The organism is Natronorubrum tibetense GA33 (genome assembly GCF_000383975.1).
Classification (GTDB): domain Archaea; phylum Halobacteriota; class Halobacteria; order Halobacteriales; family Natrialbaceae; genus Natronorubrum; species Natronorubrum tibetense.
Window position 1 is genome coordinate 733,514 of sequence record NZ_KB913017.1, and the last position, 17,042, is coordinate 750,555.

Sequence of the window (17,042 nt, forward strand, 5' to 3'; positions counted from 1 at the left end):
CGGCTACCACGAGCGTCGGCAAAAGGGTTCGACCGGCATCCACAACCTCGGCGACGCCACCTCGATCACGGCTGGGGAATTCGGGTGGGTCGAACCGACGACTGCGAGTGCAACGCGGAGACCGACGGATCGGGTATCAGGACGACGGCCGCTCGAGCGCGGGTCGATACCCCCGATCTTAGTGTGTTGCGCGCGAACGGTCACAGTGTGGAGTACGAACTACTCGGCTGGCCGCCCGACGGTCCCAAACTCCGGCTCGACTACGAGCGCTTCAGCTACGCTGGGAAGTTCGTCATGACGAACACCGGGAAAGCCGTCGCTCGAGACGCACGCACCGATCTCGACGAGAGCGCTGCGGCCGCGGAAATCGATGGCTCCGTCGCCGAGGTTCCAATCGTCGCGGCCGTCGCGTTCAACCAGGACCGCACCGACGAGGGGACCCTCTGGCTGCGGTACGTGACCGTCGAACGAAGTCGTCGCGGCGAGGGCATCGGTCCGCAACTCCTCGCGCTCGTCCGAGACCGCGCCAGAGAGCGCGGCTACGAGCAACTCCGTATCGCGGTCAACAACCCCTTCGCCTACGAGGCGCTCTACCGAACCGGCTTCGCGTACACGGGCGAGACCACGGGCATCGCCGAACTGGTGCTCGAGTATCCGGTCCCGAGCGACGACGCGGACTCGAGCGAGTTCGAGCGCTACCAGGCCGGTCTCGAGCAGTTTCGAAACCGCGATCTCAGCGACGAAGAAGCACAGTTTCTCGACTCTCGGCGTGACAGTAACCCGCCAGAGAGCGAGTCCAGCGGCTGACCCGACTCGAGCGTTTCGATGGCGCGCGTCGGGGCGGCGAGCGAGCAGCGAGACGCGCCGAAACTCGCGAGGGGCGAGCGAACGGCCCGTGGCCGTGAGCGAGTCGGTTGGGGAGGACGTGGCACTTCATCGTTGCCAGGGAAGCGTTCGTTCGGGCGGTCGTCCACCGGCGTACTACGCCCAGGTGACTGGCAGCGGCCCGCGTCGATACTGGTCTCGAGGCGTGCTTCGTCACGTCGGAGCCGTTCGAGGGAAAAAACGGGGGCGCAAGCGAGATGGCTCTCAGGAGTACAGACACGTGGACAGCGACGACCGGAAGCCAATGATACAAATCCCAGTCCTCCCAAGGAACCGCTAATGGGAAACGCTGCACTTCGGGACATCGCCGTTATCGATGAGATCCCGTTCGACGATATCGAGGGCGTCGTCGCCGTCGACGCACACAACTGGCTCTACCGGTACCTGACGACGACCGTCAAGTGGACCAACAGCGGTAAGTACACCACGAGCGACGGCACCGAGGTCGCGAACCTCATCGGCATCGTTCAGGGACTGCCCAAGTTCTTCGAGCACGATATCGTCCCGGTGATGGTGTTCGACGGCGGCCCCTCCGAACTCAAAGACGACGAGATCGAATCCCGCCGCGAGCAACGCCGCAGCTACGAGGAGCAACTCGAGACCGCCCGCGAGGAAGGCGACCAGGTCGCGATCGCCCAACTCGAGTCCCGAACCCAGCGGCTGACGCCGACGATCCAGGAGACCAGCCGCGAACTCCTCCGGCTGCTTGACGTGCCGATCGTCGAAGCCCCCGCGGAGGGGGAGGCCCAGGCGGCCCACATGGTCAAGCGAGGTGACGCCGACTACGTTGGGTCGGAGGACTACGACGCCTTACTCTTCGGCTCGCCGCGCACCCTGCGTCAACTGACGAGCAAGGGCGATCCGGAACTGATGGACCTCGAGGCCACGCTCGACCATCACGAGCTGACCCTCGAGCAACTGATCGACGCCGCGATCCTCATCGGGACGGACTTCAACGAGGGCGTCTCGGGGATCGGTCCCAAGACGGCGATCAAAGCGATTACCGAGCACGGGGATCTCTGGAGCGTCCTCGAGGCCCGCGGTGCCCATATCGAGTACGGCGACCGCGTCCGCAAGCTGTTTCGCGATCCGAACGTGACCGACGACTACGAGTTCGAGACGACGCTCGATCCGGACCTCGAGGCCGCAAAGGAGTACGTCTGCGAGGAGTGGGCAGTCGATGCCGACGAAGTCGCCCGCGGCTTCGAACGGATCGAGGAGGGCGTCACGCAGACGGGGCTCGATCGCTGGACCTGATCCGACGATCGGTTCGCCGCGAGCAAAAAACGGTCCGAAGAGGACCGTCCGTGAACCGCGTTGCTACGCGTCTTCGGCGAGATAATCCCGAACCCGACGAGCCTGCGGATAGGTGAACGTGACCGTTCCATGTAACACCGACGGCGTCGAGAGCGGTTCGACCGGGGCGAACTGCTGGTACCGCGATCCCTCGGGGAAGTCGAACTCGACTGTCTCGACCTCGGCCTCGTACAGTTCGCTGACGAAGGGCAACGGGAACTCGAGGAGTTCGCTGATCTGCGCCCGTCCACCCGCTGGCTCCGGAAGCTGGCGGTGGGCGTAGTAGTGGAGGTGGCCGGTGAGCGTGTCGATCTGGTCGTCACCGACGGTGGCTTCGGCTTCGATGACAGGCTTGCCGTCGACGGAGAGCGTCGAGACCAACTCGCCGTCATCCTCCTCCCACGCACACGTGCCGGCCTGCGTCGGAATCCCACCGCTCTCTCGGGTGTACACCTGCATCTGCGGCGAATCGTTCCAGTAACCGACCCAGAACCGGCCGGGGACCGGCATCTCGCCCTGCGCTTCGCTGATCGCGGTGCTGTCGTGATCCGCTATCTCGACCGTCAGGTAGGTCAACGTGTACGGCTCGAGGTGGCTCGTCTGGGTCGTCGACGGCACCCGATACATGTTCATCTGTACGAGGTTGTTCGGGTGGGGCTCGAGTCCGGGCGGCAAGACGGAGTCGAGCACCTCGGGGTCGGCCTCGTAGCCGACGATGAGCATTCGCGCGTTCTTGATCAACTGCGGCGACGGAACGGCAGTTCCGGGCGGCATGCCGGCGTACGTCTCGGGGTCGAATTGGTGGTCAGTCATGGATCTGAATCGGGTTACTTGTTCGCCTCGACGCCGAAGTCCTCGGGTGCGAGAACGTCGGGAAGCGGGTCGTCTCGGACGCCGCGAATATCCTCGAGCACCGGCTTCAGATAGGCGCGGAACAGTTCGGGTCGCTCGCTCATCGGGAAGTGGCCGGTGGCCTTCATCTCGTGGGCCGTCGCCCCTTCACCGATCGCGTCGGCGGCTTCTCGGGCGTCGTCGGGGTTCGTCAGGTAATCGTACTCGCCGTTGAGCAGGTACATGCGAACCTGCTCGGCGTCGATATCGTCGGCGGAATCACTGTAGTCGTGATCCGCGGAGTAGTAGTGGAGGTCTCCCTTGAGGACGCCATTAGCGCCCTGCTCGTACAGATAGAGCGTTTCCCGCCGGGCCCACTCCGGTCCGTGGGGCGCCATTAGTCCCCAGGTCGCGTGCGAGTTGACGTCGTTCGCATTGACGTGTGGGTGGTCGAGCCACTGGATGTAGAACCCGGGCGTAAACAGCCCAACCTCGAGCCCGATGAGGGCCCGGAATCGCTCCGGATACCAGTCTGCGAGTTCGAGCGTGATCGTTCCGCCCATGCTCGAGCCGATGAACACGGGGTCCTCGAGGTCGAGCGCGTCGGCGATGGAGACGATCGTCTCCGCGAATCGCTCGCCGGTGAGATCGTACTGCTCGGTCCACCACGATTCGCCCGACGGTGGAACCGACTTCCCGTGTCGCGGCAAGTCGTAGGCGATGACACGGAAATGTTCAGTGATCTCGTCGTCGTTCAACACGTGCCGCCACTGTTGGTTGTTACACCCGGCCGTGTGCTGACAGAGTAAGGGAATCCCGTCTTCGGGCCCGGCTGCCTCGTAGTAGATGCGGTGGTCCACACCCTCGAGGTCGACGGTAACGTACTGCCCGTCGATCGGTTCGTTCGACACCTCTGTCGGTCGAGTGGATCCCTCGGTCCGCGGTTGGCCGCCGTTGTGAGCCGTCCGCATCAGATCCAGCGCGCGCTGGAACGGCCGGAAGTTCTGGAAGATCGCTTTGTGGTTCCCGACGAGGTCGAAGTACCCCTCCTCGCCCTTGACCGCGGTCCGATAGAAAGAGGCGAACACCTCGTTGTGATGTGGCTGTGGCACCTCGCTGACGAACTCCTCCCACGCCTCGCGCGGACCGACGACGCCGAACGACCACGCATCGTCCAGCCCCGGGGTTCGAACGTCCTGTACTTCCCCACTCTGCATCTCGACGAGGAAGTGCTCCTCGCCGATCCCGATCAGAAAATCGTCGTCGAACGCGTCCCGGCCGTGCAGTTTCATCTCCGGATCGGCGTTGACGACGGTCCGGTACTCGTTCCACCATTCCTCGCTGGCTAGTGTGTCGGTTGTCATTCGTGTACTCTCCCCACACTGGTACCGTCAGCTGCTCCGGTCAGCGGTAGGGGTGGTAACTATCCACACAGAATCTCATAAATCCACAGTCCGGTGTCGAACACGATCAAATCGAACGGCCCGCGGCGCGATCAGAACAGGTGCTTCTCTTCGTCGAGCAGTTTCGCGGGCCCGCCGACGTTCCAGACGGTGGTCGAGACGCCGCAATCGGCAATCTCCTCCTCGACGCGCTCGGCGTGCTCGTCGGTGGTGTTGACGTAGACGCTAGCACCAGTGTCTGTCGAGAAGTAGACCGGGATACCCTCTTCCTCGCGGAGTTGGCGGACGCGGTTGAAGATCTCGAGGGTCGCGGGCTGCCAGTAGACCCAGCCCGAGGGGCCGGTCATCGTGGTCGCGGCGAGCGAGAGGGAGTCCTGTTCGGCCAGTTCGAAGGCGCGCTCGAAGTCGTTGTTTCGGAGGTAATCGCGCATCTCGGCGATCTGGCTGTGGATGTGTGCGTTCCGGGCCTGAAACATGTGGCTGTCCGCCGCCTCGTTGTGGGCGTCCTCGGTTTCCTTGTGGTACGGAACGAGGCCCACGATGATCTTGAGGTTCTCGTGAAGATCCGTCGGAATCCGTCGGGAGCGACAGTCTTCGTCGTTCATTCCCGTGTGAAGCTGGGAGAACGCACCGGTGACGGCACGCGCGGCCGAGGCCGACCCGACGCGCGCGATGGTCGAGATCTCCTGGCGCGAGGCGTCGAGTTCGGCCGCTTCGGCGAGCGCCATCGCGGCGGCCGCGAAACCGGACGAGGAGGAGCCGAGACCGACGTTCGATGGGAAGCTGTTCTCGCTCTCGAGACGGACCGGGTAGACGGTGTGGGCGGCATCGGACTTCGAGCGCGCCTTCTCGACGACGGCTTCGACCCGTTCGTGAGCGCGGCCATCCAGTTCCTCGCCGTCGACGACGAACGTGTCCTCGTCGTAGTCCATCGAGAACTCGACGGTCGTGCGCGTGTGGCTCGGGGCCGTACAGAGGCTGATACTGTCGTGATACGGAAGCCGCTTGATCTCGTCGCGCATTCCGTGATACTTGACCAACCCCTGAATCGGGTGGGCCATGGCGGTGGCTTTCATATCCAGATACGCGGATGACGCCCGCTTAAAGTTCACGGCATCCGATCGGTCGCCGACAGATCGGGGCGCGTACGTTACTCGAGGTGCGCGACGATGGATCGCCGCCACGTCTCGAGCGCTTCGATATCGTTCTCGAGTGCGGCGATCCGAGCCTCGACGTCGCTGGGCGTCGACTCTTCGAGGGCCTCGAGGTCGTCGGTCACGTCGCCGACCTGCCTCGCGAGTTCGGACCTGAGCAACACCACTTCGCGTTCGAGTCGTGCTTTGAGGTCGTCGATTCGCTGCGATTGCTCGTCCGTCCGCGCCTCGAGAGACGCCTCGTGGGTCTCGAGACGCGCCTCGAGTTCGGTCCGGAGTCCGCTCACCTCCGAGCGGCGATCGATCTGCTGGGAATCGAGGTCCCCGAGTCGGCGAGAGACCTCCTCGAGTCGGGGCTCCAGGGTGGACTCGAGTCGACTGCGGAGGGCGTCGTCGGTGGCTCGCAGGTCCTCGACGTCCGACCGTACCACGTCGAGGTCCTCTCTCGTCGCCTCGAGTTCGGCCTGCAGGTCCGCAAGTGTGGTGGCGGCGGACTCCTCGCTCACACTCCCATCGGCACCGGGACCGTCAGTCTCCGTCCCGTCGACAGCGGGCGCAGAATCGTCGACCTCGAGCGCGCGGCGAAGCGCCGCTCGGTCGGCATCGGTTGCCTCGCTTTGGAGTTCGGACAGCAGCGACTCGAGTACGCCACCGTCGACTGCGTCCGATGATTCGTCCGCCGACGGTGGCTCGTTCTCCGGTGACATCGTTATCGGGTCGGTCGCTCACGGTTCGCTTGACGGCCCGGCGACGGACCGAAACCGAGTGATGCGATACGGTGAATCGAGAGCGGTCGTTGTTCGAATCACAATTCTCACCATAATAATAGTGTCCTTCCCTCCGGACACCATTTCGATCGAACCGACAGTCGACCGAACGTACGCCGGGATCACCTGGGGGAAGCTGTCAAGGGAGTCGGAGACGACAAGATCGTATGGACGTTGGGCTCACCGTCGGCGACTCGCTCGAGCGACTGGAGACGACGATTGACGGGTTCGACCTCGCGGAGCTATCGATCGGCGAGGGAACCGATATTAACGAGATCGAGACGGACCGACTTGAGGAAGGGCTGATGGACGCCGACGCCGATCTTTGCGTACACCTTCCGTTCAAGCAAGTGGTCGCGACGCCGGTTCCCGAAATCAACGACGCCATCGTCGAGTATCTCTCCCGGCTCCTCTCGTGGGCCGGGTCGGTCGGTGCCGAAAAGGCAGTCCTTCACGGAACCGCCCGAAACCCGCACGACACCGGCCTTCGGCCGACCTTCGCCGAGCAGTTGCGCGCGATCGGGACGGCTGCAACTACGGCCGGCGTCGAACTCGTCGTCGAGAACGTTGGCCACCAGAAGCGCGGGTTGCCGCTAACTGTCCTCGGCGACCTCGCACGCGAGACGGGGACCGCAGTCTGTTTCGACGTGGGACACGCGTACATGGAAGACGGCGATGATGGCGTCAACCGGTTCCTCTCGCAGTACGGCGATCTCGTCTCGCATCTGCACGTCCACGATGCTCGAAGCCGTGGCGACACGCACCTCCCGATCGGCGCCGGTGAGATCGATTACGACATCGTCGCGACGCATCTCGAGGGGTTCGATGGAACCGTCGCAGTCGAGGTTTTCACGGATGACTCCGTGTTGTTGCGTGACAGCGCACGGCGAGTGACTGCCGTTCTCGACGTCGAATCGTAACGCATCTCACCCCTATTCGGCTCCGTCGTCGGCCTTCGTCTCCGGAACGACGACGACCGGAACCGAGGCCTCTCGAACCAGTTGGTCGGTCGTACTTCCGAGGAGCACGTCCGCGACTCGGCTCCGTCCCGTTCGGCCGACGATCACCATGTCGATCGCGTGCTCGTCGGCGTAGGTGAGGATCACAGTGGCGGGACGACCGCGACGGATCGCACTCTGAATCTTGACATCCCGATCTCCGGCGGTCGCAACGAGATCGTCGACGAGTCGTTCCCTCGTCTGTTGGAGTTCGCCGATGTCGTCAACACCGAAGTGCATCGGATTCGTCGTCGCATCGACGACGGCGAGCACGTGAACGGCTGCACCGGTTTGTTCTGCGAGTTTCAATGCGCGCTCGAGCGCCTCGTCGGCGGCGGCGCTTCCGTCGGTCGCGACGAGGATCGATCGAATCGATCCGGCCTGGTCGTCTCCGGACATCAGTAGTCGTAACTCAGACGTGTGGCCAATAGTACATAACGGTTCGCGTCCGCTTATCGAACGACGACGACGGGAACCGTCGCCCGACGAACGACGTTCTCCGCGACGCTCCCGAGCAGGAGTCGCGAGACGCCCGCTCGACCGTGACTCCCTAACACGATCGTATCGTACCCCTCGTCAGCTGCCCGTTCGACGATGACGTGGTCCGGTTTTCCGGTGTCGAGTTCCGTGCGTAGTTCGTGGCCGCTCTCGGCCGCGGTTTCCGCTGCTTCCTCCAAGACCGTTTGTCCGCTCTCTTCGTCGACGACGGGAACCCTCTCTTCGGTCTCCGTAAACGCCTCCCGATAGCCGTCCGGAACCGGAACGACGTAGAGGGCGGTAACGTCGGGATCGGTAAATTTCTCGAAAGCGTACTCGAGTGCCTTCTTGGCCGGCGGTGAGCCGTCGTACGGCACCAGGATTCGTTCGGTCATAGCCGTTTCTACGGCCGCATCGGGTATAATACTCCCATCTCAACGAATCGCGTACCGTCACCAGAATCGACGTGAACTCGAACTATCGGATTGGACATCAGTGCCGACAGAGACACGGATAGAAACCGATGTCAAACGAAGCAACAAAACCCGTATGCGTCGCGGACTTGCTTCTCGTTTTCGAGCATCACAACCGATCGTCGAATCGGATCGATAGTGGTTTGTCATTTCTATCACGGTGCGAGAACGTCCGATCGACTTTCTCGTCGAGAGTGTCTCGGCAATCCCGCGAACCGACTCGTCTCACGCCGAGTCCCCCTCGAAGTTATTTCGCAGGGAGTGGATCAGCACGTATGACGTTCGTCGTTCCATTCGACGGGTCAGCACTCGCAGAAGCTGCCCTCGTCAGAGCATCGGAGTACGGAGCCGCGCTGAACGAAGACATCACGGTCGTGACCGTCGTCCCCGAGCGAAAACGATACGCACGGGAGAAAGGATGGATCGACGCCGACGAATCGTTCGACGTCGATGCAACCGTTGAACGACTTCGGGAGCGAGTCGCGGAACTCGTGCCGGACGCGTCGTTCGAATACGAGCGAATTCGCGAGTTTCCACCCGAACGACGGATCGCAGACCACATCGAACGACTGGCACTGGCACAGGATCCGAGCGTCGTCTTCCTCGGAAGCGATAACGTCGGCCGCGTCGTCACCCCGCTGACGAGCGTCGGCGTCCACATCGCCGCAGAGGAATCCTACGACGTGTTCGTCGTTCGCCACCGGACGCCCCCGAAACTCGAGGCCGTCGATCCGCACGACGAGTTCTATCGGGAGACCGGATCGGACGAGTGACCGGTGCCGTCTCGTCCCGCCGAAATCCGCTACTCGATCGGTCCCGCCGACGCGTCCAGGTTCGACGGCCCCAATGATTTAACACGGTAATCCGAAAAAGGACACCCGATGTATGACCGAATCCTCCTCCCGACCGACATGAGTCCCGGCGTCGATCAGGCCATCGACCACGCCATCGACGCTGCGACTCGATACGATGCCGAACTACACGTGCTGTACGTCGTCGACACCGACGCGTACAGCTCCTACCCCGGCGACGAGTACGTCCACGAGTTCGAAGGACTCGAGCACGCACTCGAACAGGCCGGTCGCGACGCGGTCGACGAGATCGCCGATCGAACCGGCGAGGCAGCCGTTCCAACCGAGACCGAGATCCGCCACGGCGTCCCCCACGAAGAGATTCTCGCGTACGCCGACGAGGCGGACATCGGACTCACGGTTCTGGGATCGAAACAGCGATCCGGCGAGTACCGTCGATTGCTCGGAAACGTTGCCGAGCGGGTCGCTCACATGAGCGAGCGTCCGGTGACGATCGTCAAAACACCCATTGCCAAGGAGTGATCTCCCAGCGGAGGCGAACGGATCCACGGACCGTGGTGTCGACGATCACACCAGCCGCGTTCGGCGGCCTCAGCGCGAGTCGTCCCCAGCTTTGAAACCGGGCGGCAGCCCCTGGTGTTTGACGCCCGTTTGCTCGCGGATCCGGAACTCGTAGAGTTCGACGTCCGCCGACAGCGACGCCGTTTCGATGAGATCCGGCCGCCACACCTCGCTCATCGTGTCCTCGAGTTCGTCCCACTCCGCCTCGGGAACGGTCGTGAGCGCGCCCGTCAGGAGGACGCTTTGCCAGTTGTACATCGTATCGACCTTGTAGACGAGGAAGCTCGCGGTATCCGTCTCCTCGCTCATCGTCCCTTTTCGGCTACTGGACCCGAGCAGGTACGTGAAATAGAGGCGTTCCTCGCCATCGTATCCGAACGAGAGCGGCAGCAGGTACGGTTCGTCGGCGTCCGGAAGGCCGAGGACGCCGACCTTCTGGCTCGACAGAAACTGCTGAATTTCTCGATCGTTCATCGCTTCCAGCCCGTACTCCCGTAGTTCGTCAATCGACATCCGTGAGTAGTGTCGGCTTCGGCGGCAAAAAAGCCATCTACACTCAAAGTCGGAAGAAAGTAACGAAATCGGTCATTCGTCGAACCGCCGCGGCCCGTGATCGATTGGGGCCAATCGAGTGAAACGCCAACTTCGACTCGGTTACCGGACGACCGTCAGCGCCATCATCGCGTGACGTCCGACCCGTTCCGGGACACTTCCCAGCATCGCGCGTAATCGGACCACGATAGGCATTCGTCTCAGGTCGCCCGTCGTCGACGAACGTACTGTCCGAGAAATGCGAGCGCGAAAAGTACGCTCACTCCCTCGAGGGGGAGTTCGTGAAACGTCAGGATCGCTGCAGTGACGAACAGAGAGCCAGCGACGATGGCGTAGCCGACGGCTGGGTCCCCACCACTGGTCGACTCGACCGGATCGGTTCTGACGACGAGTTCGCCGCGCTCGAGTTGGCCGAAGACGGTGTCGAATCTCGCGGGCGCTCGTGCGAGGACGGGTACCGACTCGCGGAGGTCGGACCGTACGTCCGCGAACAGCGCCTCGAGTTCGCTCTCGATAAAGCCGTAGTCGACGAGAAACGAACGCGTAACGGTAATGAAGTCGAACTGCGGATCGAGACTCCGACAGACCCCTTCGCCGACCGTTCCAACTCGGATGAGCAACATCACGTTCGGCGGGATTCGAAACGGGAAGTCGTCAAGCATCGAAAGCAACTCCGTGATGATCGCGTGCCAGGTGATGTCGTCACGGCCTTCGAGGTTCTCGATCACCAGTTCGAGCACCCGTCGGACCGCGACCCGATCGACCGTCGGCTCGAGGACCTCGAGCGCGATGAGGGTGTTCAACAGCCCGTCGACGTCACGACGGACGAGCGTCCGGTAGAGATTCGTGATATCGTCCTGTTCTTGCGCCGTCAGTCGTTGACTCATGCCGTAGTCGTAGATGACCAGCCGCCCTTCGTCGGTCACGGCGAGGTTTCCCGGGTGCGGATCGGCGTGGAACACGCCGTCGACGAGCCCCATCTTCAGGTACGTCCGGGCGATGAGCGTCGCCATGTCGGTTGGCGTGACGCCAACATCCGCGAGGGCCCGATCGTCGGTGATCTTCGTCCCCTCGACGTACTCCATCGCGATCAGACGATCCGAACACAGTTCGAGGTGCGTACTGGGGACGATGACTCGATCGTCGTCGGTGAAGTTCTCCTCGATCTCCGCCATGATCGACGCCTCGCGTTCGAAGTCCAGTTCCTCGAGGATGATCTCCTCGAAGTCGTCGGCGACGTTCTCGATCGAGTAGCGCTGGCCCTCGTCGGCGAACGTGGCGAGCAGCGGGACGAGTCCCCTAATTACTCGGAGGTCGCGCTCGATTATCGAGTCGAGACCCGGCCGCTGAACCTTCAGTGCGATGCGCTCCCCCTCGTACTCGACGGTATAGACGAACGCGAGCGAGCCGCCGGCGACCGGCTCGAGTGTCTCGAGGTCGAGTTCGTCGCCGAGTTCTGCCTCGACGACGGTCATCGGATCGCCGCCCGCATCCTCCGGAACCTCGTCTTGTAGCGCCGTGAACTCCCTGACGTACGTCGGCGGGACGAGATCCGGACGCGTCGACAAGACCTGCCCGACCTTGATGAACGCCGGGCCGAGTTCGAGCATCGTTTCGGTGAGTTGCTCGGCACGCTCCCGGTGAACCGTCGTCGAAACCTGTCGCGGCGGACCAAACAAGAGAAAGCGCCGGCGATCCCTGAGAAACGCGAGCGCGAGGGGAAAGAAGCTGACGAGCACCTGCAGATAGCGAAGATAATAGCCCTTCATCGATCACTGGTGAGACAACGATTGCTCGGATAGCCGTCCATAGGGCGTCTTCGAACACTGAACACAAATAGCTCATGAACCGGTGAGCGGTGTCGAGCGTTCGAAAACTACCGCACGACGACGACGGGGAGTGGCGACCGGCGAACGACGTCCTCCGCGACGTCGCCGAGTAGCACTCGCGAGAGTCCCGTTCGGCCGTGACTCCCGACGACGATCGTGTCGTACCCTCCGTCGAGGGCGTGCTCGATTAGGCGGTGATCGGCTTTTCCCGTCTCGATCGCCGTCTCGAGGTCGCGACCGTGTTCGGAAGCGAGTTCGGTCGCTCCCTCGAGAATATCCATCGCGTGTTCGCGGGCTTTCTCGGTAACGGGTGGCTGTAGCTCCGGTCCCTCGAAAGCGGCAACGTACCCATCCGGTATTTGAATGATGTGTACCGCCGTGATCTCGGATTCGGGAAACGTCTCGAAGGCGTACTCGAGGGCGTCGTTCGATGGGTCAGAACCGTCGTATCCGACGAGAATGCGGTCGGCCATATCGAATCTATTCGGTCGCTCGTCATAATCCTGTCTGCGATTCGTCCCCCTCGGTTACGTGCTGGTCGTGGCCCTCCGAAACCCGTGAATCACGTCGCCGGTGCGTGACCGAACTACGGAAGCAGTCGCCGCAGACGCGAGGGAACTGGATCGTACCGCTTCGCCAGGATGACCGTGCCGGCAGCGTGTCGGCCGACCGATTCGGAGATGGTTCCCAGCAGGGCGCGCTGGACGAGACCGCCCCTCGAGACGCCGAGAACGGTCACGTCGTGCCGGGTCGTCCAGTCGGTGATCGTCCCCGCGACGGTATCGCTCTCGACGAGTGCGCGCTCGACCGACTGCCCGTCGTCGAATTCGGCCGCCGCGTCGGCGAGCAGCGCCTGCGCTTGCTCGCGTGAGTGTTCAGGATCGTCCGACTCGCGGAGGTGTAACAGGGTGACCGACGCGTCGTTTCGCCGGGCGATCGAGGCGGCGGTCTCCGTGGCGAAGCCGCTGTGCGGACCGTCGGCGACCGGCACGAGAATCGAATCGACATCGTCCGGTCTCGGCGTCTTGATCCGCTGGACGAGGACATCACAGTCAGCGTCGCGCAGCACTCTGTCCACGTGAGATCCCAAGATGACGTCCTTCCGGGGCGGTCGTCCGCGCCACCCTATCAGAATCGCGTCGACGTCGTACTTGTCGACGGCCCCGACGATCCCCGTCGAGACGCCCCGAGCCAGACGAATCAGTTTGTCGGCCGGGATTCCACGGGACTCGACTCTCTCCGTCGCCTCCGCGAGCGCGTCCTCGACGTCGTCCTCCAGCAGGTATCGACGGCCGTCCTGCAGGGACAGCTGTGGCGGCACTTCGAGAACGTACACGAGAAGGATGCGGTACGACCGATCCGCTGCGATATCGATCGCCGTCTCCAGCTGGCGGTCGGCGGTTTCAGCGTTCGCGATCGGGACTAGCAACGTGTCGTCGATATCCGATGTCTCGTCGGGCATACTCTTCAGCGTAGCTATCGTCCCCCATCGTTATAATATTCGGTTACGTACAGTACTGGGATACCGCGGTCGGTGCGCGCTCGAGCGCGATCGAAATTCGAGGCTCCCGAAACCCTGACTCCGGTTAGCGGATGCCCGAGCCTGTTACTATAGTAACAACTTGAACTGTTTACACACTGATCGCATAGCTGTCGTGCGATTGGGTATGCACTGACTTCCAGTGGCTACTATAGTTCTTCGTGGCCGTCGATCATTCGCTCAGCCACCAGCCGTAGACGTTCGCCGCCTCCTCGGGATCGGCCCGCTTCTTGCTCCGGCCGTGGGTTTTCCCCTCGAGTATCTGGCGTTCGATCGCGTTCAACGCGAGCGAGAACGCGTGTTTGTCGCCGTAGCCTTCGTCCGAGGCGACGAACAGTCCCTTGTCCGTATAGAGTCGTACTCTGGCCAACACGAGCGGAATGCCGCGAAGTCGCTCCTTGTGCTCCTTGAAGTGCACCTTCGCCTCGAGCACGCGCATCTGTCGATACTTGCGGGTCACGGATTCGATCCGCTCGGCGAGTCCCTCCCGAGTCGTGTCCGTCATGAGCTCGCTTCCGAACACCTGGACCGGGAGCTGTCGGTCTTCGGACCAGGTCAACGACTCGAGCAGATCCGTCTTCGTGACGATGCCCACGAGCGAGCCGCGGTCGTCGGTGACGATCGACGAGGAGGCACCGAACTCGAGCATCGTCTCGAGCACGTCGTCGAGCGTTTCGTCGAGTCTCGTCGTCCCGAGCGTGTCGACCATCACGTTCCCCACCGGCAACTCGAGGAGGTCGGCGCTTTCGCCCTCGCGGGCACCGAAGCCGCCGTGGTTGCCGCCGGTGCTCGCGTCCATGTGTCCGTCGGGGTCGCCACCCTGTGAGCGTTGCAATTCTCTCGTGACGAACTCGAGGACGTCGTAGAGACTGACGATTCCGACGACCTCGTCGGTAGTCCCTTCGGCGACGACGGGCAGGTGCTCGATGCGTTCGGTTCTAAACGTCGCGAGTGCCTTGCCTAGCGAGGTCGTCGACTCGACCGTCACGATTTCCGTCGTCGCGACGTCCGCCGTCTCGAGTACGGAGAGGAACGGCTGGATCGTTCGGAGGAGGTCGTCGGTCCGAACGACGCCGACGAGCGCTTCATCCTCGAGAATCGGCAACAGTCTGGTGTCGCCCGCGATCATGAGCCGCGCGGCCTCACGAACGTCGTCGTCGAGGGTAACCGAGGGGACGGCTCGGACGAGCGAACGAGCCTTCCGCGACGTCTTTTCGTGTGAGGAGAGGACGTCTCGCCGTGTGACTACGCCCTCGAACTCACCGTCGCGGGTGATGAGCAGCGCCTTCCGGTCTGCATTTTCGAACGAGCCGCGAAGTTTCGAGACCGGCGTCGTTTCGTCGTACGTGTCGAACTCCCGATCGACGATATCTTTGATATCCATGATCGAGAGACGGGGCGAAGGGTGATACCTGTTGTCGACAGTTCCCACGTCCATGTTGTATACGCAACACTCAACAGTCGACGGTCACCGGCCCACACGCGACGACCGCTGACCGATACGCTCAAATGGTCGCTCTCGCAACGAACGGCTCATGGGAACCCCGCTCGAGAGCCAGACGGAGCAAGCCGCGGAAGTCGTCGACCGCCTCGAGGAGGCGTATCCGGATTCGACCATCTCGCTGCGGTACTCGAACCGACTGGAGCTGTTGATCGCCGTCATCCTCTCCGCGCAGTGTACCGACGAGCGCGTGAACAAGGAGACGAAGACACTCTTCGAAAAGTACGACGGCGCGGAAGACTACGCTAACGCGGCCCAGGACGAACTCGCCGAGGACCTGAACTCGATCACCTACTACAACAGCAAGGCCGAGTACATCCGGACCTCCTGTGAGATCATCCTCGAGGAGCACGACGGCGAGGTGCCGGACACGATGGACGAGCTGACGGAGCTGTCGGGCGTCGGTCGGAAGACGGCGAACGTCGTCCTCCAGCACGGCCACGACATTGTCGAGGGAATCGTCGTCGACACGCACGTCCAGCGACTTTCGCGGCGACTCGGGCTGACCGAGGAGCAGCGACCGGAGGCGATCGAGCAGGAGCTGATGGAACTCGTCCCCGAGGGCTACTGGCAGCAGTTCACCCACCTCTGTATCGACCACGGGCGCGCGATCTGCGACGCACGAAACCCCGACTGTGCGGACTGCGTGCTGGCCGACATCTGTCCCTCGGAGAAAGGTGACAGCGAGATCGATCTCGCCTCGGGCGAGCACTGGTAGACCCGGAAATCGGTGCGCTGTCGTGCTTGAAATTCGGACCTAACTGTTTGACAGATAGTGTCTAACTAGCTTATGCGCTCGTTCGACGTCTATAGCCCCGGTGTCTCAGAATGGCAACTACCGAACAGAACGAACGAAACGGTGTCGACGTAACCGCACTCGAGGAGGCCGTCGGAGCGATTAGCGACGACGCCAGTGCGGGCGCGTTCACGTTCCGAGCCGAGACCGAATGGGAAGACGCCCTCCGAGCGACGACGACGATCGACGAGTTCGATCAGGCGGGCGAGACGATCCACAGCCGCGCGTTCACGCTCGAGGGGGACGAACCCGAACAGATCCTGGGCGAACGGACGGCTCCGAACGCCGTCGAGTACCTGCTCGGTGCGCTCGGATCGTGTCTCAGCGTCGGCTACGCGGCGAACGCCGCGGCCATGGGTATCGAACTCGAGGACCTTCGCATCGAGATGGAGGGCGACGTCGATCTTCGCGGCTTCCTGGCCATTAGCGAGGACGTCCGACCCGGATACGAAGGCATCAGTTGCACGGTGACCGTCGACGCCGATGCGTCTGACGCGGAACTCGAGGAACTCCGGGAGCACGTCGAGGCAACGTCACCCCTGATCGACAGCATCACCAACGAGGTTCCCCTCGAGACGCGACTCGTGACCGAGTGATCGGTGCTGTCGCTCCGACTCCCCGCTTTCGACGAGACGGCTCGACGACGAGAGTTCCAACGCTCGAATCCGCCGCCTCGAACCGCGATTGAGCCGGACAGCCACCGACGCTTGCAAGCCCAACGTCTTTTCAAGGACCGACGGTACTCCCATCCGGGATCAGCATGTCCGATAGTACTGACGAGACCGGCAAAGACGAGCACGGGCGGGACGTCGAACTGGCACACGAAGACACCGAGGACGACGAGGAGGGACTCACCGAAGAAGAGATGGAGGCCCGCAAACGCCAGGACGAAGAGGAGATACGCCAGGACATCGAGCATCGGTCCGACGACCGGGTCAACGACGCTCGTGAACAGGAGAACCCGGACAATCACCGCGACGAAGAGCCGCACAACAGCTAACCGCGGCTCGAGTCGCGCGCGTCGTCGCGACGCTCGCGAGCCGACGACCCGCCGCTGCCGGCGCTCGCGTTTTTTCTCGCTACCAATACCTCGAGGGAGTCGGTCGTCGCTGTCGAACCCGGATAGCCGTGGCTAGATCTTAGACCGCGGGATCTCGAGAAGGCGAA

19 protein-coding genes are annotated in these 17,042 nt (G+C 62.8%); 8 read left to right on the forward strand and 11 right to left on the reverse strand.

Annotated features, from left to right (window positions below; genetic code table 11):
• Positions 1-207: 207 nt before the first annotated feature.
• Both NATTI_RS0103845 and fen read left to right on the forward strand, forming a co-directional pair.
• Complete coding sequence (locus NATTI_RS0103845; RefSeq protein WP_027119050.1) at positions 208-807, forward strand: GNAT family N-acetyltransferase; 600 nt, start codon at positions 208-210, stop codon at positions 805-807.
• Between the two features lie 357 nt (positions 808-1,164).
• A complete protein-coding gene (fen, locus tag NATTI_RS0103850; protein WP_006089365.1) occupies positions 1,165-2,142 on the forward strand; it encodes a flap endonuclease-1 in 978 nt (325 codons plus the stop codon).
• 63 nt (positions 2,143-2,205) lie between these two features.
• On the opposite strand, the gene NATTI_RS0103855 is transcribed toward fen, so the two are convergent.
• The 4 genes from NATTI_RS0103855 to NATTI_RS0103870 all read right to left on the reverse strand — a co-directional run bounded on the left by NATTI_RS0103855 (position 2,206) and on the right by NATTI_RS0103870 (position 6,276).
• Positions 2,206-2,994, reverse strand: a complete 789-nt coding sequence (locus tag NATTI_RS0103855) for an acetoacetate decarboxylase family protein (RefSeq protein ID WP_006089364.1) — start codon at positions 2,992-2,994, stop codon at positions 2,206-2,208.
• Between the two features lie 14 nt (positions 2,995-3,008).
• Entirely contained in the window at positions 3,009-4,376 is a 1,368-nt protein-coding gene (locus NATTI_RS0103860) for an alpha/beta fold hydrolase (RefSeq protein ID WP_006089363.1), read from the reverse strand.
• A gap of 131 nt (positions 4,377-4,507) precedes the next feature.
• Positions 4,508-5,491, reverse strand: a complete 984-nt coding sequence (mvaD, locus tag NATTI_RS0103865) for a phosphomevalonate decarboxylase MvaD (protein ID WP_019991614.1) — start codon at positions 5,489-5,491, stop codon at positions 4,508-4,510.
• Between the two features lie 74 nt (positions 5,492-5,565).
• The gene (locus tag NATTI_RS0103870) at positions 5,566-6,276 is read right to left on the reverse strand and encodes a coiled-coil domain-containing protein (protein ID WP_006089361.1); all 711 of its coding nucleotides are present in this window, start codon (positions 6,274-6,276) and stop codon (positions 5,566-5,568) included.
• Positions 6,277-6,503: 227 nt separating this feature from the next.
• Here NATTI_RS0103870 and NATTI_RS0103875 point away from each other — a divergent pair, with 227 nt between their 5' ends.
• On the forward strand, positions 6,504-7,256 hold the full coding sequence (locus tag NATTI_RS0103875) for a sugar phosphate isomerase/epimerase family protein (RefSeq protein ID WP_006089360.1): 753 nt from the start codon (positions 6,504-6,506) through the stop codon (positions 7,254-7,256).
• Positions 7,257-7,268: 12 nt separating this feature from the next.
• Here NATTI_RS0103875 and NATTI_RS0103880 read toward each other — a convergent pair whose 3' ends face one another.
• Both NATTI_RS0103880 and NATTI_RS0103885 read right to left on the reverse strand, forming a co-directional pair.
• Complete coding sequence (locus tag NATTI_RS0103880; protein ID WP_006089359.1) at positions 7,269-7,733, reverse strand: universal stress protein; 465 nt, start codon at positions 7,731-7,733, stop codon at positions 7,269-7,271.
• A 53-nt stretch (positions 7,734-7,786) separates the two neighbouring features.
• The gene (locus NATTI_RS0103885) at positions 7,787-8,206 is read right to left on the reverse strand and encodes a universal stress protein (protein WP_006089358.1); all 420 of its coding nucleotides are present in this window, start codon (positions 8,204-8,206) and stop codon (positions 7,787-7,789) included.
• A 353-nt stretch (positions 8,207-8,559) separates the two neighbouring features.
• Between NATTI_RS0103885 and NATTI_RS0103890 the strand changes: the two genes are divergently transcribed.
• Together NATTI_RS0103890 and NATTI_RS0103895 are read left to right on the forward strand one after the other, a co-directional pair.
• Positions 8,560-9,057, forward strand: coding sequence for a universal stress protein (locus NATTI_RS0103890; RefSeq protein WP_006089357.1), 498 nt, complete (start codon positions 8,560-8,562; stop codon positions 9,055-9,057).
• 108 nt (positions 9,058-9,165) lie between these two features.
• A complete protein-coding gene (locus tag NATTI_RS0103895; RefSeq protein ID WP_006089356.1) occupies positions 9,166-9,618 on the forward strand; it encodes a universal stress protein in 453 nt (150 codons plus the stop codon).
• 69 nt (positions 9,619-9,687) lie between these two features.
• On the opposite strand, the gene NATTI_RS0103900 is transcribed toward NATTI_RS0103895, so the two are convergent.
• From NATTI_RS0103900 to NATTI_RS0103920, 5 genes are all read right to left on the reverse strand, one after another.
• Entirely contained in the window at positions 9,688-10,170 is a 483-nt protein-coding gene (locus NATTI_RS0103900) for a pyridoxamine 5'-phosphate oxidase family protein (RefSeq protein ID WP_006089355.1), read from the reverse strand.
• 239 nt (positions 10,171-10,409) lie between these two features.
• Positions 10,410-11,978 (reverse strand): ABC1 kinase family protein, encoded by a 1,569-nt coding sequence (locus NATTI_RS0103905; protein ID WP_006089354.1) that lies wholly within the window; start codon positions 11,976-11,978, stop codon positions 10,410-10,412.
• Positions 11,979-12,085: 107 nt separating this feature from the next.
• Positions 12,086-12,511: a universal stress protein gene (locus NATTI_RS0103910; protein ID WP_006089353.1), complete on the reverse strand. Its 426-nt coding sequence runs from the start codon at positions 12,509-12,511 to the stop codon at positions 12,086-12,088.
• A 113-nt stretch (positions 12,512-12,624) separates the two neighbouring features.
• Complete coding sequence (locus NATTI_RS0103915; RefSeq protein ID WP_006089352.1) at positions 12,625-13,500, reverse strand: universal stress protein; 876 nt, start codon at positions 13,498-13,500, stop codon at positions 12,625-12,627.
• 250 nt (positions 13,501-13,750) lie between these two features.
• The gene (locus NATTI_RS0103920) at positions 13,751-14,962 is read right to left on the reverse strand and encodes a CBS domain-containing protein (protein ID WP_006089351.1); all 1,212 of its coding nucleotides are present in this window, start codon (positions 14,960-14,962) and stop codon (positions 13,751-13,753) included.
• A 151-nt stretch (positions 14,963-15,113) separates the two neighbouring features.
• On the opposite strand from NATTI_RS0103920, the gene nth reads away from it, so the two are divergent.
• From nth to NATTI_RS0103935, 3 genes are all read left to right on the forward strand, one after another.
• The gene (gene nth, locus NATTI_RS0103925; protein WP_006089350.1) at positions 15,114-15,797 is read left to right on the forward strand and encodes an endonuclease III; all 684 of its coding nucleotides are present in this window, start codon (positions 15,114-15,116) and stop codon (positions 15,795-15,797) included.
• A 110-nt stretch (positions 15,798-15,907) separates the two neighbouring features.
• Entirely contained in the window at positions 15,908-16,471 is a 564-nt protein-coding gene (locus tag NATTI_RS0103930; RefSeq protein WP_006089349.1) for an OsmC family protein, read from the forward strand.
• Positions 16,472-16,635: 164 nt separating this feature from the next.
• A complete protein-coding gene (locus NATTI_RS0103935; protein ID WP_006089348.1) occupies positions 16,636-16,875 on the forward strand; it encodes a hypothetical protein in 240 nt (79 codons plus the stop codon).
• Positions 16,876-17,042 lie beyond the last annotated feature (167 nt).